This window comes from Cupriavidus sp. YAF13 (genome assembly GCF_052113425.1).
Lineage (GTDB): Bacteria > Pseudomonadota > Gammaproteobacteria > Burkholderiales > Burkholderiaceae > Cupriavidus.
In genome coordinates, this window is the sequence record NZ_JBFRDD010000002.1 from 100,427 (window position 1) to 123,735 (window position 23,309).

Genomic DNA, 23,309 nt, shown 5'->3' on the forward strand with positions numbered 1-23,309 from the left:
GGCTGCATGGATGCCCTTAACCCTTTCGCCATGGCCGCCGCGGCCGAACCAGCCGTCCTCGTCGTGCTCAGCCTGGCCGCCATGGGCTGGGCGCTGAGCCGCCGGCCTTGGCAGCTGCTGCGGCGCGACGATTTGCAGCACGGCTGGCTGGGCGCGCTGATGCTGCTGGCGCTGCTATGGACGGCTCGCGCGACGCTGCCGGGCGGGCTGGCGATCCAGCTGTTCGGCGCCACCCTGATGGTGACCCTGTTCGGGCTGCCGCTGGCCCTGCTGTCGCTGTTCGTGGCGGATCTGGTGTCGTTCCTGGGGCTGGGCTACCTGGCTGGTGACACCTGGGCCCGGCTGGACTGGGCGGCGCTGTGGCCGCGCTATGTCTGGATGGGGTTGTTGCCGGCCTTGTTGTCGGCCGCGCTGCAGGGGGGCATGCGCCGGCTGCTGCCGCGCCATCCCTTTGTGTTCATCCTCGGCCATGGCTACTTTACCGCCGGACTGGCCGCCCTGGGCGCGGGGGCGGTGCGCGCGGTCTGGCGTAGCTACAGCGTGGGCGACGGCGTGTTGTCGCTGCCCGATACGCTGACCGCCGTGCTGATCCTGGCGTTTGGCGAGGCCTTTCTCACGGGCATGCTGGTGGCAGTGTTCGTGGTCTACAAGCCGCAATGGGTCGTGACCTTTCGCGACGAGGAGTACCTCGGGCGTTGAAGTGGCAGCCCCCGCGAGTTCGGCGGGGGCGGGGCTCAGGCGCTGGCTCCGCTGTTTCAGCTGTTGTTTCAGCTGCTTTTGGACAGGGCCAGGCGAAGCAGGTCGGCCACGGTATTGACGTTGAGCTTTTCCATGATGTTGGCGCGGTGCGCCTCCACGGTCTTGATGGAAATGCCCAGGTCGTCGGCAATCTGCTTGTTCAGCCGGCCGGCCACGATGCGCTCGAGCACCTGCTGCTCGCGCGTGGTGAGCTTGCCCAGCAGGTCCTTGGCGGCGCGCTGCTCGCGGGCGGCGGAATGGTCGGTGCGGGCCTTTTGCAGCATGCGCTCCACCAGCGATCGCAGCTCGGACTCATCGAACGGCTTCTCGATAAAGTCGATTGCGCCCTTCTTCATGGTGGAGACTGCCATCGGCACGTCGCCGTGGCCGGTGATGAAGACGATCGGGATATTGATGTTTTCCGCGATCATGCGTTCCTGCAGCTCGGGCCCGCTCATGCCCGGCATCCGCACATCCAGGATCAGGCAGGAGACCTGGCCCGAGTCGTAGGCGGAAAGGAACTGTTCGGCGCTGGTAAAGCTGCGAACCTGGTAGCCATTGCCCTCCAGCAGCCAGGTCAGCGAGTCGCGCATGGCTTCATCGTCGTCGACGATGAAGACAGTCTCGCCGCGGTGGGAGGTGGGGTTTGGCGTTACGGTCATGAAGTCTCCTGGGACATCAAAGTCATTTGCCGCCAAGTGTAACCGGGCCGGGCGGCAAGCAACAGGGGCGGCCCTGGCGCGCCTGATCCTGTCTTGGCAATGCCGGGCGGCCCGCCCGGCGCCTTATTGGCGGATTATTGGCGGCTTATTGGTCGATCAGCGCCGGCTGCAGCGGCAGCATGATCTTGAACGTGCAGCCGATGCCGTCGGCGTTGTTCTCCACCCACAGCCGCCCCTGGTGGGACTCGATGATGGAGCGGCAGATATTCAGGCCCATGCCCATGCCGTCGGACTTGGTGCTGAAGAACGGCTCGAACAGGCGTTCCTTCGTGGCCTCGTCGACGCCAGGGCCCTGGTCGATCACGTCGATGCGCATGTTCGGGCCGATCTCGCCCGGCTCGATGCGCGCGTGCAGGCGCACCACGCCGGTGGCGCGCAGCGCAGGCAGCCCGGCCATGGCCTCGACGGCGTTCTTGAGCAGGTTGACCAGCACTTGCTCGATCAGCACCGGATCGACGAACAGCACCACCGGCGGCGCCGGCAGCCGGGTCAGGATGGTGACGCGGCGGCGGGTGGCCTCCAGGTCGGCCAGCCCGACCGCGTCGGCCACGATGTCGTGTAGGGCGGCTTCGCGGCGCTGGGGCTGGCTGCGCTTCACGAAGCCCCGGATGCGGCTGATGATGGTGCCGGCGCGCACGGCCTGCGCCGAGGTCTTTTCCAGGATCGGGATCAGGTCCTCGGCGGTGCTGCGCCCGGAGCGCAGCCGGGCCACCGCGCCCATGCAGTAGTTGTTGATCGCCGCCAGCGGCTGGTTCAGCTCGTGGGCGAGCGACGATGCCATCTCGCCCATGGTGGTCAGGCGGCTGGTGAACTGCAGCCGTTCCTCATGCTGGCGCGCCATTTCCTCGGCAGCCTTGCGCACCGTGATATCGGTGGCGATCTGCATCTGCGCCAGATGGCCGTCGACCCACTGAATGTAGCGGCGGCGCACTTCGAACCATTTCTGCATGTCGGGCACGAAGACCTCCCGCGCGTCCGAAGAGTAGGGCATCAGCTCCGAAGCCGGCAGGCCGGCGTAGGCGTCGACGAAGTCGGTGGCGTCGCTGGAGACCTGCTCCTTGTCGACCTCGCCGCCGGCCAGCTTCAGGTGGCCCTCGGCTTCCCAGCCGAACAGCTGACGGTAATAGCGGTTGGCGAACAGCAGCTCGGGCTTGTCGGTGGCCAGCACGGACACCGCGGCGTCCAGGCTTTCCAGCACCGTGGTGAAGCGGTCGTGGGCGGCGGCGAGCTCCTCGCGGGCGCGCTTGGGCTCGGTGATATCGGTCATCGAGGCCATCCAGCCGGTGTGCCTGCCGCGGCTGTCCACCAGCGGCGAGACATACATGCGGGCGTAGAAGCTGCTGCCGTCGCGCCGCATGGCGCGCATCTCATAGCCGCTGGCCGGGGACTTGCCCTGCAGCGTCAGGTCGATCTGCTTTTGCATCTCCTGATGGTCGTTGGGCGGCCAATAGGGGAAGGGCGGCACGCGGCCGACCAGGTCGCTGTCCTGCCAGCCGGTCATGCGGCAGAAGGCGGGGTTGACGTAGGTGATGCGGCCGTTCAGGTCGAGTGCGCGCAACCCGATCAGCATCGAGTTTTCCATCGCGCGCCGAAACGACGTCTCGGCCAGCAGGGCGCGCTGCGCCTCGGAGCGCCGGCTGGTGTGGCGCCACATGCTCCACAGGCTCCACAACAGGAAGCACGACAGCCCCACCACCAGCCACAGCAACATGTTGTTGGGCAGGTTGGAAGCGGGCGGGTAGGCGTCGGCGCGCAGCGACAGCGAGTGCCCCGGCGGGTCCAGCAGCACCTCGTAGGACAGCGCGTTGCCCGGCACCGGCCGCAGCGAAGTGCTGGCGCGGATCTGGTTGTTCTTGTCGATCAGCGAGAAGCGGTAGCGCTCGGTCAGCTCCGGCGGCAGCAGGTGGGTCAGGATGCCGTTGACGGAGTAAAGCGCGCCGAGGGTGCCGAGGAACTCGTTGTCCCGCACGATCGGCACTTCCATCAGCATGAAGCTGTCGCCGCGGTCGTTGACCAGCGGGCGCGAGTACACCACGCGCTGGGTTTCGCGTGCGGCGTCGAAGGTATCGAGCACCTCGGGCTCCAGCGGCTGGTCCTGGGTTTCGCGCAGCCGGCTGGCGAATTCGGAGGTGGACGGCAGCGACCAGCGCCCGCGCCGGGTCGCGTCCAGCCAGTTGACGAAGACGATTTCCGGGTTCTCGCGCAGGATTTCCTGCGCGGCGGTGCGGTAGGCGCCCTGGTCCAGCTGGGCGGCGGCGATGTCGCGCGCCAGCGAGGCTAGCTGGTCCTGGTTGCTCAGCAGGGACAGGCGCACGCGCTGCTGGGCCCAGGCCGCGTCGCGATAAAGCGCGTCGCGTTGCTGCTGGCGCTCGGTTTCATGGAGCGACCACAGGATCACGCCCATCGCCACCGTGAACAGCACGATCGCTATCAGCGGGATGAACATGAACCAGCTGGTCGCCACCAGGTTGCGCCAGCGCAGCCACCACAATCCGCGCGGCGGCCCGTTGACGGCGGCGGGCTCGTCCACGTGGCCAAGCGTATCGAGGGGCGTCAGCGGGTTGGGCGGGGCGACCAGCGTAGGGTCGCTGCCGCTCGCCTTGGCGGAGCCGGAAGCGGAGGGAGGGACGACTGCGGCGCGGAGGTGGGAAAAGAAATCTTTGAGGGACGGCATGGTGGGATTGACGACTGACCGACCAGTGTAGCGGGATTGCGGCGTCCCGTCGCTTGGGGTAAGCGCCAATGCGGCACTGCGGCATTCCTGCCGAAGGCGCGGCGGGTCGGCGGCGTTTGGTGGCAAGGGCTGGCGCAGTTTTGTGGTGCGCTGCCGCAATATTTCATATTGTAAGAAACCATATCGCAATTTGAAAATTGGGCTTGTCTTGCCCAATGTGCTTCCATAGAATCGGTCCGACCGAAAAGTGCGGACGGCGGTGCTGCGTCCGGTCCTGCCAGCCTCGCTGGCAAGCCCGGGCGAAGCACTAGCGAAGGACCGCGCGAAGACACTCGCGGCCCGCGCGCCGTACCGTAGTCACACCGTCAGGCCGGGGCTCCCACCACAAGAATCAGGGGGCACCGAGGCAGGAATTCACCAGGAGACAGTCATGTCAGCTGTACCAGAGCAGATCCTCGGCGCAAGCAGCGCCAACGACGCCGATCCCCAGGAAACCCACGAGTGGCTTGATGCCCTGCAGGGCGTGATCGCCGCCGAAGGCACCGACAGGGCCGCCTTCCTGATCGAAAAGCAGATCGAATACGCACGCGTGAACGGCGTCACCCAGCCGTTCCACGCTGAAACGCAGTACATCAACACCATCCCGGTGGAGCAGCAGGCCCGCATTCCCGGCGACCAGGACATCGAGCACCGCATCCGCTCGTACACCCGCTGGAACGCCATGGCGATGGTGCTGCGCGCCAACAAGCACACCAACGTTGGCGGCCATATTTCCTCGTTTGCCTCGGCGGCCACGCTGTATGACGTCGGCTACAACCACTTCTGGCACGCCCCGTCCGAAAAACACGGCGGCGACCTGGTGTTCGTGCAGGGCCACTCGGCACCGGGCGTGTATTCGCGCGCCTTCCTGCTCGGCCGCCTGAGCACGGAACAGCTCGACAGCTTCCGCCAGGAAGTCGACGGCAAGGGCATCTCGTCCTACCCGCACCCGTGGCTGATGCCGGACTTCTGGCAATTCCCGACGGTGTCGATGGGCCTGGGCCCGATCATGGCCATCTACCAGGCCCGCTTCATGAAGTACCTGCACAGCCGCGGCCTGGTGCAGACCGAAGGCCGCAAGGTCTGGGCGTTCCTGGGCGACGGCGAGACCGACGAGCCGGAATCGCTGGGCGCGATCGGCATGGCCGGGCGCGAGAAGCTGGACAACCTGGTGTTCGTGATCAACTGCAACCTGCAGCGCCTGGATGGTCCGGTGCGCGGCAATGGCAAGATCATCCAGGAACTCGAATCCGAGTTCCGCGGCGCCGGCTGGAACGTGATCAAGGTGGTGTGGGGCAGCCGCTGGGACCAGCTGCTGGCACGCGACCACAAGGGCCTGCTGATGAAGCGCATGATGGATTGCGTGGACGGCGAGTACCAGACCTTCAAGGCCAAGGACGGCGCCTACGTGCGCGAGTTCTTCTTCAATACCCCTGAGCTCAAGGCGATGGTGGCCGACTGGTCCGACGAGGACATCTGGCGCCTGAACCGTGGCGGCCACGACCCGCACAAGATCTACGCCGCCTACAGCGCCGCCAACGAACACAAGGGCCAGCCCACGCTGATCCTGGCCAAGACCATCAAGGGCTATGGCATGGGCGATGCCGGCCAGGCCATGAACATCAGCCACCAGCAAAAGAAGATGCCGGTGGACGCGATCCGCCGCTTCCGCGACCAGTTCAACATCCCGGTCGCCGATGACAAGATCGAGGAAGTGCCGTACATCACCTTCGAGGAAGGCTCGAAGGAACTGGAATACATGCGCGCCCGCCGCATGGACCTGGGCGGCTACCTGCCTGCCCGCCGCCAGAAGGCAGAAGCCCTGAAGGTGCCTGAGCTGTCCGCCTTCGACGCGCTGCTCAAGGCCACCAGCGAAGGCCGTGAAGTGTCCACCACCATGGCCTTCGTACGGATCCTGAACACGCTGCTCAAGGACAAGCAGATCGGCAAGCACGTGGTGCCCATCGTGCCTGACGAGTCGCGCACCTTCGGCATGGAAGGCTTGTTCCGCCAGATCGGCATCTGGAACCAGCAAGGCCAGAAGTACGTGCCGGAAGACCACGACCAGCTGATGTTCTACAAGGAATCGCAGACTGGCCAGGTGCTGCAGGAAGGCATTAACGAAGCCGGCGCCATGTGCGACTGGATCGCTGCCGCCACGTCGTACTCGACGCACGGCATCCAGATGATCCCGTTCTACATCTACTACTCGATGTTTGGCATCCAGCGTATCGGCGACCTGTGCTGGGCGGCCGCCGACATGCGCTCGCGCGGCTTCCTGCTGGGCGGTACCTCGGGCCGCACCACGCTCAACGGCGAAGGCCTGCAGCACGAAGACGGCCACTCGCACGTGTTCCACGCCGCGATCCCGAACTGCATCTCGTATGACCCGACCTTCCAGTACGAGCTGGCGGTGGTCATGCAGGACGGCCTGCGCCGCATGTACGCCGAGCAGGAAGACGTGTACTACTACCTGACGGTGATGAACGAGAACTACGAACATCCGGAAATGCCGGCTGGCGTGGAGGGCGACATCGTCAAGGGCATGTACCAGTTCAAGAAGGGCGTGGAAAACAGCAACGCGCCGCGCGTGCAGCTGCTGGGTTCGGGCACGATCTTCCGCGAAGTGATCGCCGCCGCCGACCTGCTCAAGAAGGACTGGGGCGTCGAATCCGACCTGTGGGGCTGCCCGAGCTTTACCGAGCTGGCCCGCGAAGGCCACGACGTGGAGCGCTGGAACCTGCTGCACCCGAGCGAGCCGCAACGCGAGTCGCACGTGACCAAGAGCCTCAAGTCGGTGCGCGGCCCGGTGATCGCCTCGACCGACTACGTGCGCGCCTTCGCCGACCAGATCCGTCCCTTCGTGCCGCGCCGTTTCGTGGTGCTGGGCACCGACGGTTTCGGCCGCTCGGACACCCGCGAGAAGCTGCGTCATTTCTTCGAGGTGGACCGTCACTGGGTGACGCTGGCTGCACTGAAGGCGCTGGCTGACGAAGGTGCCATCGGTCGCGACAAGGTGGCCGAAGCCATCAAGAAGTACAACCTCGACCCCAACAAGCCGAACCCGATGTCGGTCTAAGCAGGCCGGCTGCACGAACCCCCGCAGGAGCGGCAATGCCGCGTGCGCGGGCGCCGGGCTGATGCCCGGCGCCTTGCGGCGCGGCGGCGTGACAGATCACGGCGGTGAGGGTAACCTCACACGCTCGTGTTTGTCGTGCGCGCCGGCCTGCCCAGGAGACACTGAATGAGTCAAGCGATTGAAATCAAGGTGCCGGATATCGGCGATTACGACGCCGTTCCCGTCATCGAAGTGCACGTGAAACCGGGCGACACCATCAACGCCGAAGACGCGCTGGTGACGCTGGAATCGGACAAGGCCACCATGGACGTGCCGTCGCCGGCCGCCGGCGTGGTCAAGGAAGTCCGGATCAAGGTCGGTGACAACGTCGCCGAAGGCACGCTGATCCTGATTCTCGAAGGCGCCGCCGGTGCTCCGGCCAGCGCGCCTGCCGCTGCTGCCCCGGCTGCTGTTGCTGCTGCTGCGGCTCCCGCTCCCGCAGCCAGCGCACCGGCCCCGGTCCCGGTCCCCTCTGCCGCGCCTGCCGCGCCTGCCGCGGCTGCTCCGGTAGCCGGCGTGACCGGCACCGCAGCCCATGCCAGCCCCTCCGTGCGCAAGTTCGCGCGCGAGCTGGGCGTGGATGTGTCGCGCGTGCCGGGCACCGGCCCCAAGGGACGGATCACCCAGGACGACGTGCAGGCCTACGTCAAGGGCGTGATGAGCGGTCATGCCGCAGCCCCGGCAAAGGCGGCCGCTGCCCCCGCTGGTGGCGGCGAGCTGAACCTGCTGCCGTGGCCGAAGGTGGATTTCACCCGTTTCGGCGAGGTCGAAAGCAAGCCGCTGTCGCGCATCAAGAAGCTCTCGGGCGCGAACCTGCATCGCAACTGGGTGATGATTCCCCACGTCACCAATCACGACGAGGCCGACATCACCGAGCTGGAAGCCTTCCGCGTGCAGCTCAACAAGGAATACGAGAAGCAAGGCGTCAAGGTCACCATGCTGGCCTTCATGATCAAGGCCGCCGTCGCCGCGCTGAAGAAGTTCCCGAATTTCAACGCTTCGCTCGATGGCGAGAACCTGGTGCTGAAGCAGTATTTCAACATCGGTTTCGCCGCTGACACGCCGAACGGGCTGGTTGTGCCGGTGATCAAGAACGCCGACAAGAAGGGCGTGATCGAGATCGGCCAGGAAATGAACGAACTGGCCAAGCTGGCGCGCGACGGCAAGCTCAAGCCGGACCAGATGCAAGGTGGCTGCTTCTCGATCTCCTCGCTGGGCGGCATCGGTGGCACGTATTTCACGCCGATCATCAACGCGCCGGAAGTGGCCATCATGGGCGTGTGCAAGTCGTACCAGAAGCCGGTGTGGGATGGTAAGCAGTTCGTGCCACGCCTGACGCTGCCGCTGTCGCTGTCGTGGGATCACCGCGTCATCGACGGTGCGGAAGCGGCTCGCTTCAACACCTATTTCGGCCAGTTGCTGGCCGATTTCCGCCGCATCCTGCTGTAAGACGGGTAGGGCGCGCCCGGCCTCGCGGCCATGCGCGCCTTTGCCTGCAACGTCTGCAACCTGCAAACAGGAAGCGAGCCCATGACTACCTGCGTTGTCGTCAAGAAGGCCGGCGAAGTGGCGATTGCCGCCGACGCGCTGGTGACGTTTGGCGACACCCGGCTCACGCGTGCCTACGAGCGCAACCAGAAGGTGTTCCCGGTGGGTGACAGCTTCGTGGCGCTCGCCGGTACCACCGCGCATTTCCCGGTCATGCGCAGCCTGTTGGCCGGGCTGGGAGAGGAATGCCGGCTGGGTTCGCGCGATGACGTCTTCCGGACCTTCCTCAAGGTGCATGAAAAACTCAAGAACGAGTATTTCATCAACACCAAGGAGGACGAGGACGATCCTTACGAGTCCTCGCAGATCGTCTGCCTGATTGCCAATCCGGCCGGGATCTTCGGCGTGTATTCGTACCGCGAAGTCTTCTCGTTCGATCGCTTCTGGGGCATTGGCTCGGGGCGCAACTACGCGTTGGGCGCCATGCATGCGGTCTACGACCAGCCGGGCCTGACCGCCCGCGAGATTGCGCGGATCGGGGTGGATGCAGGGGTGGAGTTCGACAAGAGTTCGGCAGGCCCGGTCGAGGTGCAGGTGGTGCAACTGGCTGACATGGCCGGCGACGGAGCAACCAATAACGATGGCGCGCCCCGCAACTGAAGCGGAGTGCGTTCTTGAGGAGCAAAAACATGAGTGTGATCGAAGTCCAGGTGCCGGATATCGGCGATTTCGACGCGGTGGAAGTCATCGAGGTACTGGTCAAGGCCGGCGATACGGTCGAGCAGGAGCAGTCGCTGATCGTGCTCGAGTCCGACAAGGCCAGCATGGATGTGCCGTCGTCCGCCGCCGGCAAGGTGGTGGAGGTGCGTGTCAAGGTGGGTGACAAGGTCGCCAAGGGCGCCGTCATCTGCACGCTGGAGAGCGAAGCCGCGGCCAAGCCGGCGGCCGCGCCGGTCCCTGCGCCCGCACCTGCGCAGGTATCCGCGCCGGCTCCGGCTGCGGCTCCCGCGGCCGCCACGCATGCGGGCAGCGCGGACATTACCTGCGACATGCTGGTGCTCGGCGCTGGCCCTGGTGGCTACTCGGCCGCCTTCCGCAGCGCCGATCTCGGCATGAACACCGTGCTGGTCGAACGCTACAGCACGCTCGGCGGCGTCTGCCTGAACGTGGGCTGCATCCCCTCCAAGGCGCTGCTGCACAACGCCGCTGTGATCGACGAAGCCAAGGCCCTGGCGGCCCACGGCATCCTGTTCGGCGAGGCCAAGATCGACCTCGACGGGCTGCGCCACTACAAGGAAACCGTGGTCGGCAAGCTGACCGGCGGCCTGGCCGGCATGGCCAAGGCCCGCAAGGTACAGGTCGTGCGTGGTATTGGCACCTTCCTCGACCCGCATCACCTCGAGGTGCAGGAAACCGAAGGCGGCGCCAAGGCGACGACGGGCAAGAAGACGGTGATCCGCTTCGAAAAAGCCGTCATCGCCGCCGGCAGCCAGGCGGTCAAGCTGCCGTTCATCCCCGAGGACCCGCGCATCGTCGATTCCACCGGCGCGCTGGAACTGCCGGAAGTGCCCAACAAGATGCTGGTCATCGGCGGCGGCATCATCGGGCTGGAAATGGCCACGGTGTACAGCACGCTGGGCGCCAACATCGACGTGGTGGAAATGCTCGATGGCCTGATGCAAGGCGCCGACCGCGACCTGGTCAAGGTCTGGGACAAGATGAACAAGAAGCGCTTCGACAAGGTCATGCTCAAGACCAAGACGGTCGGCGTGGAAGCGAAGCCGGACGGCATCTACGTCAAGTTCGAAGGCGAGCAGGCGCCGGCCGAGCCGCAACGCTACGACCTGGTGCTGGTGTCGGTGGGCCGCGTGCCCAACGGCAAGCGCATTGGCGCGGAGAAGGCGGGCGTGGCGGTCACGGATCGCGGCTTTATCGACGTCGACAAGCAGATGCGCACCAATGTGCCGCACATCTTCGCTATCGGCGACATCGTCGGCCAGCCCATGCTGGCCCACAAGGCGGTGCACGAAGCGCACGTGGCAGCGGAGGCCGCGCACGGCGAGAAGGCCTACTTTGATGTCAAGCAGATCCCGTCGGTGGCCTACACCGATCCGGAAGTGGCCTGGGCCGGCGTGACCGAAGACCAGTGCAAGGCGCAGGGGATCAAGTACAGCAAGAGCGTGTTCCCGTGGGCGGCTTCCGGCCGTGCTATCGCCAATGGCCGCGACGAAGGCTTTACCAAGCTGATCTTCGACGAGGAAACCCACCGGATCATCGGCGGCGGCATCGTGGGCATGCATGCCGGCGACCTGATCAGCGAAGTCTGCCTGGCAGTCGAGATGGGTGCCGATGCGGTGGATATCGGCAAGACCATCCACCCGCACCCGACGCTGGGCGAATCCATCGGCATGGCAGCCGAGATCTACGAAGGCGTCTGTACGGATGTGCCGCCGCCGCGCAAGCGTTAAGCGCTAGACGCTAGACGCTAGACGCTAGACGCTAGACGCTAGCCGACGCTAGAGAGGCCCGCCGCATGGCGGGCCTTTTTACGCCTTGATTCGCAATTAACCGCCAGATTTTTTGCCGCATACGCTTGCGGCTGCGCCGATCAAAGCTTGCTTGCAGAGGGGAGGGCGTGTGTCCGAATGTCCGAGTGTCTGCTTGCCAATGTGTCGCGGGCAAAAAAATCCCGGCGCATGGCCGGGAATGAATCGATATTGGAATACATGGAAACCAGATACCGAGGAGACACCGTAGGAGGGCAGGGCGGCTTAGGTAGCCTTCCGTGCTGCCTTCGTTGGCAAAATGCGCTGGCCATGCCAGGCGCGCTTTGCCAACGAACCGGCCGAAGCCGGTCCGTTTCCTGCCATCGCGGATTAGGCGGCGGTGGTGGTCTTCTTGGTCGCGGTGCGAGCCGTGGCGCTGGCTTGCTGTGCGGCCTTGGTGGCGGCGCTGGCGGCTGCCTGGAAGTTGGTCTCAGCGATTTCAACGGCTTGCTTGGTGGCCTTCTGGACCGACTCGTAAGCGTTGTTGGCGGCGCTGATCGCGGACTTCACGATGGCAACGGTCGACTCGGAGCCGGCCGGGGCGTTCTTGGCGAGGTTCTCGACCAGGGTTTGCACCTTCTTCGAGTTCTCGGCCAGTTGGGCTTCAGCGACCTTGGTGAATTCAGCCTGGGTTTCCGAGGCGATTTCGTACACATGGCGGCTGTAGGCCAGGGCCTTTTCGGCAACCGGCTGGACCAGCGAGGTCTGGAGGGCCAGGAATTCCTGGGCATCCTTGGCCGAGAGGGCCTTCTTGGCGTTGTCCACGTTTTCAGCGAACGTGGCCTTGACGACTTGCAGGTTCAGCTCGACCAGCTTTTCGATGCCTTCGAAAGCTTTGGTGGTCAGGCCAAACAGGGTTTCGAGGTTGGCTTTTTGCGCTGCGGCGACTTGTTCCGGGGTGAAGCTCATGCTGGTCTCCAATAATGAAGTTCAAGGTCATGCAAAATTAGGCCGCCCAGATGTCAAAGCCATGACGAAGTGAAGGTTAGACCTGCTTTCTCGTCAGCCAGCCCCAGGCGTAAGGGGGTTATCGGCGCGCTCCGCTTGCTCTGCAAAATCGATGGTGCGCCGCAACAATTCCAATTGTAGGGAAAAGAAAAACGGTGTCAAGGGCTTCTTGTGCATTGCACAAATAAGTCTTGTTGAAGTCGGCGCAATGTCACATTTTGGCGGCGTGGCATTGGCAGGCGTGCCACGCCCGGCACCTTGTGGGGGGAGGGAGGGGAGGGGTGGCGCACCCTGGCGCCAGCTCGGTGCTACCATCGCGGTCTGCCGGAATCGCCGTCTCCCAAGGGCACAACCCCCCAAGGGCGCAACCCGCCGGCCGATGCGCCACGGCCAAGTCGCCGCGACCGGCCGCCCGCCTATGTTTGCCCACATGCTTGCTTTTTACGCCGATCATTTTGTCCTGCCCCTACCTGAGGGCCACCGCTTCCCGATGCGCAAGTACAGCATGTTGAGGGAGGCGGTCGAGCGCGACGTGCCGGGGCTGGTGCTGGTCGAGGCGCCGCGGGCCGGGGACGATGCCTTGCTGTTGGCGCACACGCCTGAATATGTCGCGAGCGTCTCCCGGGGCGAACTGGACCCCGCGCGCCAGCGCGAGATCGGCTTTCCATGGTCGGACGCCATGGTCGAGCGCTCGCGGCGCTCCGCCGGTGCCACCATCGAGGCCTGCCGCGTAGCGCTGCGCGAGGGCATCTCGGTCAACCTGGCGGGCGGCACGCATCACGCCTATGCCGATAAGGGCGGTGGCTTCTGCGTCTTCAACGACGCGGCTATCGCCGCGCGCCGATTGCGCTGCGACGGTCGGGTGGCGCGCGTGGCCGTGGTCGACCTCGACGTGCACCAGGGCAACGGCACCGCCTCCATCCTGCGTGACGATCCCTTCATCTTTACGCTGTCCCTGCATGGCGAGAAAAACTATCCGTTCCGCAAAGAGGCCAGCGATCTCGACGTGGGCCTGCCCGATGGCTGCGACGACGAGGCCTACGCCCAAGCGCTGCAGGGCGCACTCGATACGCTGTTCGCGCGCTTCGCTCCCGACCTGATCATTTATCTAGCCGGGGCCGATCCGCATGAGGGCGACCGGCTTGGGCGCCTGAAACTCACGCTGGCCGGGCTGGCCCGGCGTGACTGCCTGGTGTTCGACGCGGCCCTGGAGCGCGGCCTGCCCATTGCCGTGGCCATGGCCGGCGGCTACGGCAACCAGATCGAGACCACCGTCGCGGTGCATGCGCAAACCGTCGCGCTCGCCGCGCAATATCACGCACGCTATGCCCGGCGCGACAAGCCGGACGCCGCCGGCGCAGGTGCGATCCTGTCCACCGGCGATATGGAGAAGGCACAACGATGAGTGCAACCAGCCAGGCCCATGCGGCACGCGGCACCTTGTGGATGGCCGCCATGCCGTGGCTGTTTGTCGTGATCTGGAGTACGGGATTCATCGTAGCCAAGTACGGCATGCCGCACGCGGAGCCGATGACCTTCCTGTTTCTGCGCTTTGTCGGCGTGCTGGTGCTGATGGTGCCCTTCGTGTTGATGGCGCGCGTGCCGCTGCCGCAGCGCGCCGGGGCGACCGACTGGCGCATGGTCGGGCACATCGCGCTGGCAGGGCTGTTCCTGCAGGCGGGCTACCTGGGGGGCGTGTGGGCGGCTGTCAAGCTGGGCATGCCGGCGGGCGTATCCGCCCTGATCGTCGGCATGCAGCCCATCCTGACCGCGCTGGCGGCCTCGCGCATGGGCGAGACCATCGGGCGGCGCCAGTGGCTGGGGTTGCTGCTTGGCATCCTTGGTGTGGGCCTGGTGGTGGCAAACAAACTGTCGGCCAGCGGGCTGTCCGCGCCAAGCCTGTTGCTGGCGCTGGGCGCCTTGTTCTCGATCACCTTTGGCACGCTGTACCAGAAACGCCATTGCCCGATGTTCGACCTGCGCATGGGCTCGGTGATCCAGTTCGCGGCGGCGGCGCTGGCCTGCCTGCCGTTCATGTTCCTCACCGAAACCCGTCACGTCGAGTGGAATGCCGAGATGGTTGGCGCGCTCGCCTGGTCGGTGGTTGCGTTGTCCATCGGGGCCATCTCGCTGCTGTTCCTGTTGATCCGGCAAGGCGCGGCCACCAAGGTATCCAGCCTCATGTATCTCACCCCGCCGACCACCGCCGCCATGGCGTGGCTGCTGTTCGGCGAGAGCTTCCCGCCGCTGGCCGCGCTTGGCATGGCCCTGGCCGCCGGTGGTGTTGCGCTGGTGATCCGCCGCTAATTTCCCTTTTCGCGCCTCACGCCTTTCGATGAAACCGACCGCAGATACCCGCAACGCCTACCGTCATTTCCAGCCCATCACCACGCGCTGGATGGATAACGACGTCTATGGCCATGTCAATAACGTCATCTACTACAGTTACTTCGATACCGTCGTGAACACCTACCTGATCCGGGCGGGCGTGCTGGATATCGGGTCCGGCGACACCATCGGGCTGGTGATCGAGACGCAATGCAATTATTTTGCCGCGCTGAGTTTTCCCGACACGGTGGTGGCGGGGCTGCGCGTGGCAAGGCTGGGCAATTCGAGCGTGCGCTACGAAGTGGGCCTGTTCCGTAACGACGAAGACGTAGCCGCGGCGCAGGGCCATTTTGTTCATGTCTATGTGGATCGCGCCACGCGCCGCCCGGTGCCGCTACCGCCCGCGCTGCGCGAAGCGCTTCAGGCCCTGGTGTGCGAACCGGCGGATGCCGGCGCATGATCCGGCCCGCGCAAAGGAGTTGAGAACCATGGATTCGCAGCAGAAGCGGGGCGCCGCCCTGATCGATCAGGCCATCATCACGCGCCGCTCGGTGCGCGCGTTTCTCGATACGCCGGTGCCGCGCGACGTGGTCAACGAGATCCTGGCCGTGGCCAGCCGGGCTCCGTCGGGCACCAACGCCCAGCCATGGCGGGTCTATGTGCTGACTGGCGACGCCAAGGTGAAGCTGTCGGCCGACGTGCTGGCCGCTTACGACGATCCGCAGCGCGACAGCAAGTATCGCGAGGAGTATCCCTACTATCCCCGCGAGTGGGTGGCGCCGTACATTGACCGCCGCCGCAAGGTAGGTTGGGACCTGTACAGCCTGCTGCAGATCAGCCGGGAGGACAAGGCGCGCATGCATGCGCAGCACTCGCGCAACTTCACGTTTTTCGGCGCCCCGGTGGGCATGATCTTCACGATCGACCGCATCCTGGAGCTGGGCAGCTGGCTGGACTACGGCATGTTCCTGCAAAGCATCATGGTGGCGGCGCGGGCGCGCGGGCTGGATACCTGTCCGCAGGCGGCGTTCACCCAATTCCACGCGGTCATCAGCAATCACTTGCGCCTGCCGGCGGATGAAATGGTGGTGTGCGGCATGGCCCTGGGCCATGCCGACCCCGCCGCCATAGAGAATACCCTTAGTACCGAGCGTGAACCGGTAAGCGGGTTCGCGCGTTTCTTATCTTAAGAACGTGTCGGCGGCGAAGGCCCGCTTTGTGCTGTCGCTGCCCGCTGCATGTTGGCTCGGGGCAACCCGATGGGCGGGTGAGAAAGATGAAACAGAGATGAAACAGTGTGGAATTACCACAGTCGACGTCGGTCTTAATGCACGTGTCATGTGATGCGTGCCCCGCATTTGCCGTAATGTGGAATTGTTTGCAAATCGAACTTTAAAGAGGCTTCGTAAGTCTTTAATCTTGCTAACAATTTCTTTTTTTCCTAAACTGGCGCAATCCTAGTTGCGCGCTGAATGAATCATGTTCCGGTCTGATTCCCCCTTATTTTTGCGATTCTTCGGCTCTACCCCTCTTACTTCGGTTGCGGCCTCTGTGCTGTTGACCGTTTCCATGCTGGCCGCCCCTGTGGCCGATGCCGCGACGAAAACGTCGGACACCGCAAAAACCAGCAAAAAGTCGGCAAAAGTCGTTAAGTCCGATAAAAAATCGGCAAATTCTTCCTCTAAATCCGCAAAGTCCAAGCAGGTCGCGACGAGCGGCAAGGCCGAGCGCGCCACTACGCGCAAGGTCGTGGTGCTGAGAAACGGTAAGCGCACCGTGGTGGCACAACGCCAGGCGGCGCCGGTTCGCGCGGCGTTCATCCCCGCGAAACCCTCGCTGGGCGAGGCGCTCGGCCTGCGTGACACCGAAGATGCGCTCGCGCTGCGCTCCAGCGTGGCGCTGGTGATGGATCAGAACACCAACGAAGTGCTGTTCCAGAAGAACGCCGCCGCGGTGCTGCCGATCGCCTCGATCACCAAGCTGATGACCGCCCTGGTTGTGATGGACGCGCGCCAGCCGATGGACGAGGTGCTTACCATCAACGAGGAAGACCGCGACAACGAGAAGCACAGCAGTTCGCGCCTGCGCTTTGGCGCGCAGCTCTCCCGCCAGGAGGCGCTCCTGCTGGCGCTGATGTCCTCGGAGAATCGTGCGGCATCGGTGCTGGGCCGCAGCTACCCGGGTGGCCTGCCGGCCTTTGTGCAGGCCATGAACCGCAAGGCACGCGAGCTCGGCATGAACGACAGCCACTTTGTCGATTCGAACGGCTTGTCGAGCAGCAATGTCTCGAGCGCGATGGACCTCGTGCGCATGGTCAACGCGGCGTACCGCAACCCCACCATCCGCGAGTTTTCGACGCAGACCGAGCATGAGGTCAACGTACTGGGCCGCACCCAGCATTACGTCAGCACCAACCGCCTGGTTCGCGGCGGCAACTGGGAGATCGGCCTGCAGAAAACAGGCTTTATCTCCGAGGCTGGCCAGTGCCTGGTGATGCAGGCACGCGTGAATGGCCGCAATGTGGTGATGGTGTTCCTGGATTCCGTTGGCAAGCTGTCCCGCTTTGCCGATGCCAACCGCGTCAAAGACTGGCTGGAACACGTGCAGACCGGGCCTGGCCGCCCTTTTCCTACGTCCCCAAACCTGACGCAGGGGCCTGGCAGCCCAACCAGCCCCCAGGCGATCCTGACCGCCCAGCAGCCTCGCGGCATCTGATGGCGGCACCGGAGTGATCTTGCCGCCTGCTGCTTGCAGGCAAAAAAACGCGCCGTCACCGGCGCGTTTTTCTTTGGGGCTGGGCAGGGCGCTTAGAGCAGCTTGCCCGGATTCATGATGCCGGCCGGATCCAGCAACTGCTTGATGCCCTGCATCATGCGCAGCTCGAGCGGGTCCTTGAGGCGCAGGAAATCATCGCGCTTGAGCTGGCCGATGCCATGCTCGGCGCTGATGCTGCCGCCGTAGCGTGCCACCTCGTCCAGCACTTCGGCGGTCAGCGCCTTGCCATGCTGCGCGGTCCAGTCGCGCTCCGCGCCTGCGGGGCGCGACAGGTTGTAGTGCAGGTTGCCGTCGCCGAAATGCCCGAAGATAAATGGGCGGATGCTGGGGCTGATGGCCTTGAGGCGCGCCTCCATCGACACCATGAATGCCGGGATCTGCTCGATCGGCAGCGACACATCATGCTTCAGGTGCGGCCCGTCGGCGCGCTGGGCCTCGGAGATTTCCTCGCGCAGCTTCCACAGGCTCTGCAGCTGCGACAGCGACGCGGAGACGGCAGCGTCCAGGCACAGCTCGCGCTCCAGCGCCTCGCCAATCACGCGCTCCAGCAGCACGTTGAGGGCGGCTTCGTCGGTGGTGTCGGCCAGCTCAACCAGCACGTAGGCAGGATAGCGTTGGCCGAAGGGCTCCTGCACGCCCTCCGCGTGCTTGAGCACGAGGTCGACGCAATCGCCGGTGAAGAATTCGAAGGCTTGCAGGCGAGCGCCGCACTGCGCAAACAGCAGCTCGAAGAGCTCCAGCGCCTGCAGCGGGGAGGCCACTGCCGCAAGCACCACCGAGCGTGCGTCGGTGCGCGGAAACAGGCGCAGCGCCGCCGCCGTGATGACGCCCAGCGTGCCTTCGGAGCCGATCAGCAATTGCTTGAGGTCGTAGCCGGTGTTGTCCTTGCGCAAGGCGCGCAGGCCGTGAAAGATCTCGCCGTTGGGCAGCACGGCTTCCACGCCCAGCACCAGCTCGCGGGCCATGCCGTAGCGCACCACATTGACCCCGCCCGCGTTGGTCGCGAGATTGCCCCCGATCTGGCAGGAGTCCTCGGCCGCCAGGCTGAGCGGCAGCAGGCGATGCGCCTCCTGCGCGGCGCGCCGCAGGTTGCCCAGGATGCAGCCCGCTTCGGCGACGAGCGTGTTGGCGATGGTGTCGATCGAGCGGATCGCGTTCATGCGGTCCATGCTCAGCACCACGTTGGCGGGGCTGCTGTCGGGCGCGGCGCCGCCGCACAGGCCGGTGTTGCCGCCACGCGGCACCACCGGGACCGCGGCCTGCTGGCACAAGGCCAGGCAACGTGCCACTTCATCCACCGAGCGCGGGCGCACTACAGCCTGCGCATTGCCACGGTAAAGGCCACGCCAGTCGGCGAGCCACGGCGCAACCTGGTCTGGCTCGGTGGCGACCACGTCGGGGCCTAGCGCTTCGATCAAGCGGGGCAGGAAAGCTGAGTTTTGCATGATGGGTCTATCCGGGGTGGCAATGCGGCGTCAGGCCGCGGAATGAGAGGGCTCTTGGCCGCTGGTGGTGGGCTCGCCGCGCACTGCCAGCTGCAGGCCCAGGCGCGCCGCCGCGCCGCGCAGGTGGGCTACCGCCGCGGCGCGCGCATGTTCAGGGTCGCCGGCGCGGATTGCGTGGAAGATGGCCAGGTGCTCCTGGTGGACCTGTTCGGACAGGCCCTCCTGCTGGCGGGTATTGAGCCGCGCCACATGCACGGCCTGGTGCAGTTGCAGGTTCAGGTACTGCAGCAGCTGCAGGTAGTACCTGTTGTGGGTGGCGGTGGCGATCGCCACATGGAAGGCGGTGTCTGCCTCCGCGCTGCGGTGCGGGTCGTGCAATTGCGCCGCGAGCCGGTCCAGCAGCGCCTGCATGCCGGCCACATCCTGCGCGGTGCGCCGCAGCGCCGCCAGCGCGGCGGCGGCGCTCTCCAGATCGAGCCGCAGTTCGTAGATGCTGGCCAGTTCGTCGCGGTCGATGCCGATCTCCTGCGGCAGCTGGAAGCCGGCATTGCCCACGCGCGAGCGCACCGTGCTGCCCACGCCCTGGCGGCTTTCGACCAGGCCCTGGGAGCGCAGGTGCTCGGTCACCTCGCGGATGACGGCGGGGCTGACACCGTATTGCTCGGCAAGCTGTTTGCCGGTCGGCAGCCGGGCGCCGACGGGATAGGTGCCGACGGCGATCTCGGCGCGCAGCTGCTGGGTCACCTGTTCGGTGAGGGTAATGGCTTTGGTCCGCATGCCCAGCAGGATATAGCTATTCAGGTTATCTGAAAACTAAGGGTATATACCTAATTTTCAGTTGGAGGTCCTGCGCGAGGGAACGGGGAAAGGGGGGAAGGGGAAAAGAGAGGGGAAGCGGGTGAGGTCAGGGTTCGGCGCGAAGGGCCCGTGGCTCCCCGCGCCGTCCATCCCGCCGGGTTCAGGCTGCGACGTCAGTCGCGTAGCCCATGCCGCGCGAGATCTGCAACGCGGTTTCCTTCAGGTTTTGCAGCCAGCTGTCCTGCAGGCGGTCGGCCGGGGCCGAGAGCGACAATCCGGCCACCAGACGGCGCGAGTCGTCGTAGATGCCCGCGGCGATGCAACGCACGCCGAGCTCCAGCTCTTCGTTGTCGCGCGCGTAGCCATTGGTGCGCACCCAGTTGAGTTCGCGCTCGAGCTTGATCAGGTCGGTGATCGAGGTGCGGGTGTGGCCGGCCAGCCCGGTGCGGGTGGCGTAGTTGCGAACGCGCGCGACTTCATCGGCGGCCAGGAACAGCTTGCCTACTGAAGTGAGGTGCAGCGGCGCGCGGCCGCCAATGGCGCGCACCACTTGCATGCCGGAGCGCTCGCTATAGGCGCGCTCGATGTAGACGATCTCGTCGCCTTGCCGCACCGACAGGTTCACCGTCTGCCCCGTCACGCGGTGCAGGGCCCGCATCGGCGCCAGCGCCGCATCGCGTACCGACAGACGGGCCTTCACCAGGTTGCCGAGCTCCAGCAGCCGCATGCCAAGCCGGTAGCTGCCCGGATCCGAGCGGTCCACAAAGCGGCAGGCCACCATGTCATTGAGGATGCGGTGCGCGGTGGAAGGGTGCAGCCCGGTGGTCAGCGACAGTTCCTTGAGGCTGACCGGATCAGCATGCTGGGCGAGCGCATCCAGCAGGGTCATCATGCGTTCGATGACCTGGATGGACGTCTTGCCGGGGGCTTTGTCTGCTTCTGCCATGGGGAAATGTTGCCGTGCGGCAAATTAAGCGGTTGCCTGATTCTATCTCGCATTGTGAAAATTTCAATAGGTGAAATGGCATTGCCGTAAGAATCTTCGGATTTTGCCGCTGGGGAATGTGTCGGAAAAGGCATGCAAAAATGCGGCGAATTCACCCCTGCGGTGCATGCTTTTGTATGCTGGCCGGTGCGCAAGGGCGCATAATTGCGGGGTTTCGGGGGTCTGGAAAAGGGAAACAATGCGAGTTGGTCTGTTCGCCACCTGCCTGGTGGACCTCATGCGTCCGGAAATCGGCTTCTCGGTGCTCAAGTTGCTGGAGAAGGCTGGCTTCGAGGTGATGGTGCCCGAAGCCCAGACCTGTTGCGGGCAACCTGCCTACAACTCGGGCGAGCGCACGGCATCGCGTGACCTGGCGGAAAAATTCCTGCGCGAGTTCGAGATGTTCGACTACGTGGTGATTCCGTCCGGATCCTGCGGCGGCATGGTGCTGTATCACTATGCGGACCTGCTCGGCGACGATCCCGAGTTGAATGGCCGCTACGAAGGCCTGCGCTCGCGGGTGTTCGAGCTGACCGATTTCCTGGTCAACGTGGCCAAGCTGGGCGAGTTCGACTCGAAGTACACGGGCCGCATTACCTACCATGATTCTTGCTCCGGCTTGCGCGAGCTGGGCGTCAAGAGCCAGCCCCGCGCCCTCCTGGCGCAATTGCCCGGCGTGCAGTTGAGCGAGATGAAGGACTGCGAGGCTTGCTGCGGATTTGGCGGTACCTTCTCGGTCAAGTACGGCAATATCTCCACGGCCATCGTCGATGAGAAGTGCGCCAACATCAAGGCCAGCGGTGCCGATGCCGTGGTGCTGGGCGACCTGGGCTGCATGCTCAATATCGAAGGGCGCCTGCGCAGGACCGGCGACACGCGTACCCAGGTGCTGCATATCGCGCAAGTGCTCGCCGGTGATGCCTGATCCCGGCCAGCGGAAAAATAAATCTTAGCGAGATCCCCGCTATGCAAGTTCGCAGCATGGAGTTCAAAGCGCGCGCGGGCCAGAAGCTGGCCGACCAGCGCCTGCAGCAGAACCTCAAGAAGCTCTCCACCAAGTTCGTCACGGCGCGCGCCGATGCCATCCGCGACATCGACTTCGATGCCACCCGCGAGGCGCTCAAGGAGCGCCGCGACCGCGCGCTGCAGAACCTCGACGTCTGGCTCGCCACCTTCGAGGAAAACGCCACGCGCCGCGGTGCCACCGTGCTGTTCGCCGAGACCACGGCCGACGCCGCGCGGCTGGTAGCCGAGATTGCGCAGAAGCACGGGGTGAAGAAGGTCATCAAGAGCAAATCGATGGTGACCGAGGAAATGCGCCTGAACCAGGTGCTGGGCGAGATGGGCGTGCAGAGCATCGAGACGGACCTGGGCGAATACATCCTGCAGATCAACGATGCCGAGCCGCCGTCGCACATCATTGCCCCGGTAGTGCACAAGGACAAGGAAGAGATCGCCGATCTCTTCGCCAAGGTCCACCACAAACCGCGCCTGACCGATATCTCCGAGATGACGCGCGAGGCGCGTGAAGTGCTGCGCCCGGAATTCCTGTCGGCCGACATGGGCGTGACCGGCGGCAATTTCATCATTGCTGAAACAGGCTCGGTGGCGGTGGTGACCAATGAAGGCAACGAAGGCATGTGCACGGTGATGCCGCGCGTGCACGTGGCCGTGACCGGCATCGAGAAGGTGCTGCCGACGCTGGAAGACCTGGCCACCGTGATGCGGCTGCTGCCGCGCTCGGCCACCGGCCAGGCCATCTCGAATTACTTTTCGCTGCTGACCGGCCCGCGCGCCGAGGGCGAGCGCGACGGCCCGGAGCATATGTATTTCGTGCTGGTCGACGGCGGGCGCAGCGGCCTGATCGGCGGCGACTTCCAGGACATGCTGCGCTGCATCCGCTGCGGCGCTTGCATGAACCATTGCCCGGTGTACCAGAAGATCGGCGGCCATGCCTATGGCTGGGTCTACCCGGGCCCGATGGGCAGCGTGCTGACGCCGAGCTATACCGGCATCGCCAACGCGCTGGACCTGCCGCAGGCGGCCACGCTGTGCGGAGAATGCAACCGCGTGTGCCCGGCTTCGATCCCGTTGTCGGACCTGCTGCGCAAGCTGCGCGAGAAGCAGATGGAGCGTGGCCTGCGTCCCTGGCAGGAGCGGCTCGGGCTGCAAGTATGGGGCTACGTGGCGCGCCGCCCGGGGCTATACGCCTTCGCCACTCGCATCGGCGCGCGCTTGCTCTCGCGCATGGGCGGCAGCAGCAAGCTGATTGCCAGCTTGCCGATGGCTGGCCGTGGCTGGACCGAGACCCGCGACCTGCCGGCACCGAGCGGACGCACGTTCCGCGAACTTTACAAAGAAAGGAGGGCGCGTTGATGGCCACGACTATGAGCAATGCACCGGCGCTGGCAACCATGCGCGCCGCACTCGAACAACACGTCGGCGGCCAGCTCGCGGCCGATGGCCTGGTGCGCAACTGGCGCGAGGCAGCTCCCGGCCTGGTGCTGCCGCCGATGTTCGGGCAGGCGATGGAAGAGCTGCTGCGCCGGCTGGAGATGGCGGCGGTATTTGCGCAGGATAGCTGCTCGTTTTCGAGCACCGCCGTCACCGACCAGCTCAAGCGCTGGCTGGACAAGGCGGCCACTGCCTGAGCAGCCACACGCCTTGCCAGAAATGCAAAAGGCCCCCGCTCAAGCAGGGGCCTT

General features: G+C 65.1%; 19 protein-coding genes. 13 read left to right on the forward strand and 6 right to left on the reverse strand.

Going from position 1 to position 23,309, the window contains the following annotated elements; genetic code table 11:
* Positions 1-6 precede the first annotated feature (6 nt).
* Entirely contained in the window at positions 7-699 is a 693-nt protein-coding gene (locus tag AB4061_RS02495; protein WP_441630602.1) for a hypothetical protein, read from the forward strand.
* Between the two features lie 68 nt (positions 700-767).
* On the opposite strand, the gene AB4061_RS02500 is transcribed toward AB4061_RS02495, so the two are convergent.
* Both AB4061_RS02500 and AB4061_RS02505 read right to left on the reverse strand, forming a co-directional pair.
* A complete protein-coding gene (locus AB4061_RS02500; RefSeq protein WP_150993058.1) occupies positions 768-1,400 on the reverse strand; it encodes a response regulator transcription factor in 633 nt (210 codons plus the stop codon).
* Positions 1,401-1,545: 145 nt separating this feature from the next.
* Positions 1,546-4,134 (reverse strand): PAS domain S-box protein, encoded by a 2,589-nt coding sequence (locus tag AB4061_RS02505; protein ID WP_441630604.1) that lies wholly within the window; start codon positions 4,132-4,134, stop codon positions 1,546-1,548.
* A gap of 430 nt (positions 4,135-4,564) precedes the next feature.
* Between AB4061_RS02505 and aceE the strand changes: the two genes are divergently transcribed.
* The 4 genes from aceE (at position 4,565) to lpdA (ending at position 11,247) form a co-directional block, all read left to right on the forward strand.
* The gene (aceE, locus tag AB4061_RS02510) at positions 4,565-7,252 is read left to right on the forward strand and encodes a pyruvate dehydrogenase (acetyl-transferring), homodimeric type (protein ID WP_441630606.1); all 2,688 of its coding nucleotides are present in this window, start codon (positions 4,565-4,567) and stop codon (positions 7,250-7,252) included.
* 165 nt (positions 7,253-7,417) lie between these two features.
* Positions 7,418-8,740 (forward strand): dihydrolipoyllysine-residue acetyltransferase, encoded by a 1,323-nt coding sequence (aceF, locus tag AB4061_RS02515; protein WP_441630608.1) that lies wholly within the window; start codon positions 7,418-7,420, stop codon positions 8,738-8,740.
* An 81-nt stretch (positions 8,741-8,821) separates the two neighbouring features.
* Positions 8,822-9,439 carry an MFS transporter gene (locus tag AB4061_RS02520; RefSeq protein ID WP_441630610.1) on the forward strand — a complete coding sequence of 206 codons (618 nt, stop codon included), beginning with the start codon at positions 8,822-8,824 and terminating at the stop codon, positions 9,437-9,439.
* Positions 9,440-9,453: 14 nt separating this feature from the next.
* Positions 9,454-11,247, forward strand: coding sequence for a dihydrolipoyl dehydrogenase (gene lpdA, locus AB4061_RS02525; RefSeq protein WP_441630612.1), 1,794 nt, complete (start codon positions 9,454-9,456; stop codon positions 11,245-11,247).
* Between the two features lie 408 nt (positions 11,248-11,655).
* On the opposite strand, the gene phaP1 is transcribed toward lpdA, so the two are convergent.
* Positions 11,656-12,234, reverse strand: a complete 579-nt coding sequence (phaP1, locus tag AB4061_RS02530) for a TIGR01841 family phasin PhaP1 (RefSeq protein ID WP_006155991.1) — start codon at positions 12,232-12,234, stop codon at positions 11,656-11,658.
* Between the two features lie 469 nt (positions 12,235-12,703).
* Between phaP1 and AB4061_RS02535 the strand changes: the two genes are divergently transcribed.
* The 5 genes from AB4061_RS02535 to pbpG all read left to right on the forward strand — a co-directional run bounded on the left by AB4061_RS02535 (position 12,704) and on the right by pbpG (position 17,316).
* On the forward strand, positions 12,704-13,678 hold the full coding sequence (locus tag AB4061_RS02535; protein ID WP_441630614.1) for a histone deacetylase family protein: 975 nt from the start codon (positions 12,704-12,706) through the stop codon (positions 13,676-13,678).
* On the forward strand, positions 13,675-14,580 hold the full coding sequence (locus AB4061_RS02540) for a DMT family transporter (RefSeq protein WP_150987796.1): 906 nt from the start codon (positions 13,675-13,677) through the stop codon (positions 14,578-14,580). Before AB4061_RS02535 ends, AB4061_RS02540 begins: the two co-directional genes overlap by 4 nt.
* A 28-nt stretch (positions 14,581-14,608) precedes the next feature.
* The gene (locus AB4061_RS02545) at positions 14,609-15,061 is read left to right on the forward strand and encodes an acyl-CoA thioesterase (protein WP_441630617.1); all 453 of its coding nucleotides are present in this window, start codon (positions 14,609-14,611) and stop codon (positions 15,059-15,061) included.
* Between the two features lie 28 nt (positions 15,062-15,089).
* Positions 15,090-15,791, forward strand: coding sequence for a nitroreductase (locus AB4061_RS02550; RefSeq protein ID WP_174422717.1), 702 nt, complete (start codon positions 15,090-15,092; stop codon positions 15,789-15,791).
* Positions 15,792-16,170: 379 nt separating this feature from the next.
* On the forward strand, positions 16,171-17,316 hold the full coding sequence (gene pbpG / locus AB4061_RS02555) for a D-alanyl-D-alanine endopeptidase (RefSeq protein WP_441630619.1): 1,146 nt from the start codon (positions 16,171-16,173) through the stop codon (positions 17,314-17,316).
* 92 nt (positions 17,317-17,408) lie between these two features.
* Here the strand turns inward: pbpG and AB4061_RS02560 are convergent, their stop codons facing one another.
* The 3 genes from AB4061_RS02560 to AB4061_RS02570 all read right to left on the reverse strand — a co-directional run bounded on the left by AB4061_RS02560 (position 17,409) and on the right by AB4061_RS02570 (position 20,565).
* Positions 17,409-18,821, reverse strand: a complete 1,413-nt coding sequence (locus AB4061_RS02560) for an FAD-binding oxidoreductase (RefSeq protein ID WP_441630621.1) — start codon at positions 18,819-18,821, stop codon at positions 17,409-17,411.
* Between the two features lie 30 nt (positions 18,822-18,851).
* The gene (locus AB4061_RS02565; protein WP_441630623.1) at positions 18,852-19,598 is read right to left on the reverse strand and encodes a FadR/GntR family transcriptional regulator; all 747 of its coding nucleotides are present in this window, start codon (positions 19,596-19,598) and stop codon (positions 18,852-18,854) included.
* Positions 19,599-19,779: 181 nt separating this feature from the next.
* Entirely contained in the window at positions 19,780-20,565 is a 786-nt protein-coding gene (locus AB4061_RS02570) for an IclR family transcriptional regulator (RefSeq protein ID WP_006155981.1), read from the reverse strand.
* Between the two features lie 238 nt (positions 20,566-20,803).
* On the opposite strand from AB4061_RS02570, the gene AB4061_RS02575 reads away from it, so the two are divergent.
* From AB4061_RS02575 to AB4061_RS02585, 3 genes are read left to right on the forward strand one after another with little or no spacing between them, the layout of a single operon-like run.
* Positions 20,804-21,529, forward strand: coding sequence for a (Fe-S)-binding protein (locus AB4061_RS02575; protein WP_441630625.1), 726 nt, complete (start codon positions 20,804-20,806; stop codon positions 21,527-21,529).
* 41 nt (positions 21,530-21,570) lie between these two features.
* Positions 21,571-22,980, forward strand: a complete 1,410-nt coding sequence (locus tag AB4061_RS02580) for a LutB/LldF family L-lactate oxidation iron-sulfur protein (RefSeq protein ID WP_441630627.1) — start codon at positions 21,571-21,573, stop codon at positions 22,978-22,980.
* Positions 22,980-23,255, forward strand: a complete 276-nt coding sequence (locus AB4061_RS02585) for a hypothetical protein (RefSeq protein ID WP_441630629.1) — start codon at positions 22,980-22,982, stop codon at positions 23,253-23,255. The genes AB4061_RS02580 and AB4061_RS02585 overlap by 1 nt, the downstream gene beginning before the upstream one ends.
* Positions 23,256-23,309 lie beyond the last annotated feature (54 nt).

Excerpts from the sequence above, each read along its gene's own strand:
- AB4061_RS02520 (WP_441630610.1), top strand. The coding sequence starts at position 8,822 with ATGACTACCTGCGTTGTCGTCAAGAAGGCCGGCGAAGTGGCGATTGCC.
- aceE (WP_441630606.1), top strand. The coding sequence starts at position 4,565 with ATGTCAGCTGTACCAGAGCAGATCCTCGGCGCAAGCAGCGCCAACGAC.
- AB4061_RS02505 (WP_441630604.1), bottom strand. The coding sequence starts at position 4,134 with ATGCCGTCCCTCAAAGATTTCTTTTCCCACCTCCGCGCCGCAGTCGTC.
- AB4061_RS02550 (WP_174422717.1), top strand. The coding sequence starts at position 15,090 with ATGGATTCGCAGCAGAAGCGGGGCGCCGCCCTGATCGATCAGGCCATC.
- AB4061_RS02565 (WP_441630623.1), bottom strand. The coding sequence starts at position 19,598 with ATGCGGACCAAAGCCATTACCCTCACCGAACAGGTGACCCAGCAGCTG.
- AB4061_RS02545 (WP_441630617.1), top strand. The coding sequence starts at position 14,609 with ATGAAACCGACCGCAGATACCCGCAACGCCTACCGTCATTTCCAGCCC.
- AB4061_RS02570 (WP_006155981.1), bottom strand. The coding sequence starts at position 20,565 with ATGGCAGAAGCAGACAAAGCCCCCGGCAAGACGTCCATCCAGGTCATC.
- AB4061_RS02560 (WP_441630621.1), bottom strand. The coding sequence starts at position 18,821 with ATGCAAAACTCAGCTTTCCTGCCCCGCTTGATCGAAGCGCTAGGCCCC.
- AB4061_RS02575 (WP_441630625.1), top strand. The coding sequence starts at position 20,804 with ATGCGAGTTGGTCTGTTCGCCACCTGCCTGGTGGACCTCATGCGTCCG.
- AB4061_RS02585 (WP_441630629.1), top strand. The coding sequence starts at position 22,980 with ATGGCCACGACTATGAGCAATGCACCGGCGCTGGCAACCATGCGCGCC.
- aceF (WP_441630608.1), top strand. The coding sequence starts at position 7,418 with ATGAGTCAAGCGATTGAAATCAAGGTGCCGGATATCGGCGATTACGAC.
- phaP1 (WP_006155991.1), bottom strand. The coding sequence starts at position 12,234 with ATGAGCTTCACCCCGGAACAAGTCGCCGCAGCGCAAAAAGCCAACCTC.
- pbpG (WP_441630619.1), top strand. The coding sequence starts at position 16,171 with ATGCTGGCCGCCCCTGTGGCCGATGCCGCGACGAAAACGTCGGACACC.
- AB4061_RS02535 (WP_441630614.1), top strand. The coding sequence starts at position 12,704 with ATGCTTGCTTTTTACGCCGATCATTTTGTCCTGCCCCTACCTGAGGGC.
- AB4061_RS02500 (WP_150993058.1), bottom strand. The coding sequence starts at position 1,400 with ATGACCGTAACGCCAAACCCCACCTCCCACCGCGGCGAGACTGTCTTC.
- AB4061_RS02580 (WP_441630627.1), top strand. The coding sequence starts at position 21,571 with ATGCAAGTTCGCAGCATGGAGTTCAAAGCGCGCGCGGGCCAGAAGCTG.
- AB4061_RS02495 (WP_441630602.1), top strand. The coding sequence starts at position 7 with ATGGATGCCCTTAACCCTTTCGCCATGGCCGCCGCGGCCGAACCAGCC.
- AB4061_RS02540 (WP_150987796.1), top strand. The coding sequence starts at position 13,675 with ATGAGTGCAACCAGCCAGGCCCATGCGGCACGCGGCACCTTGTGGATG.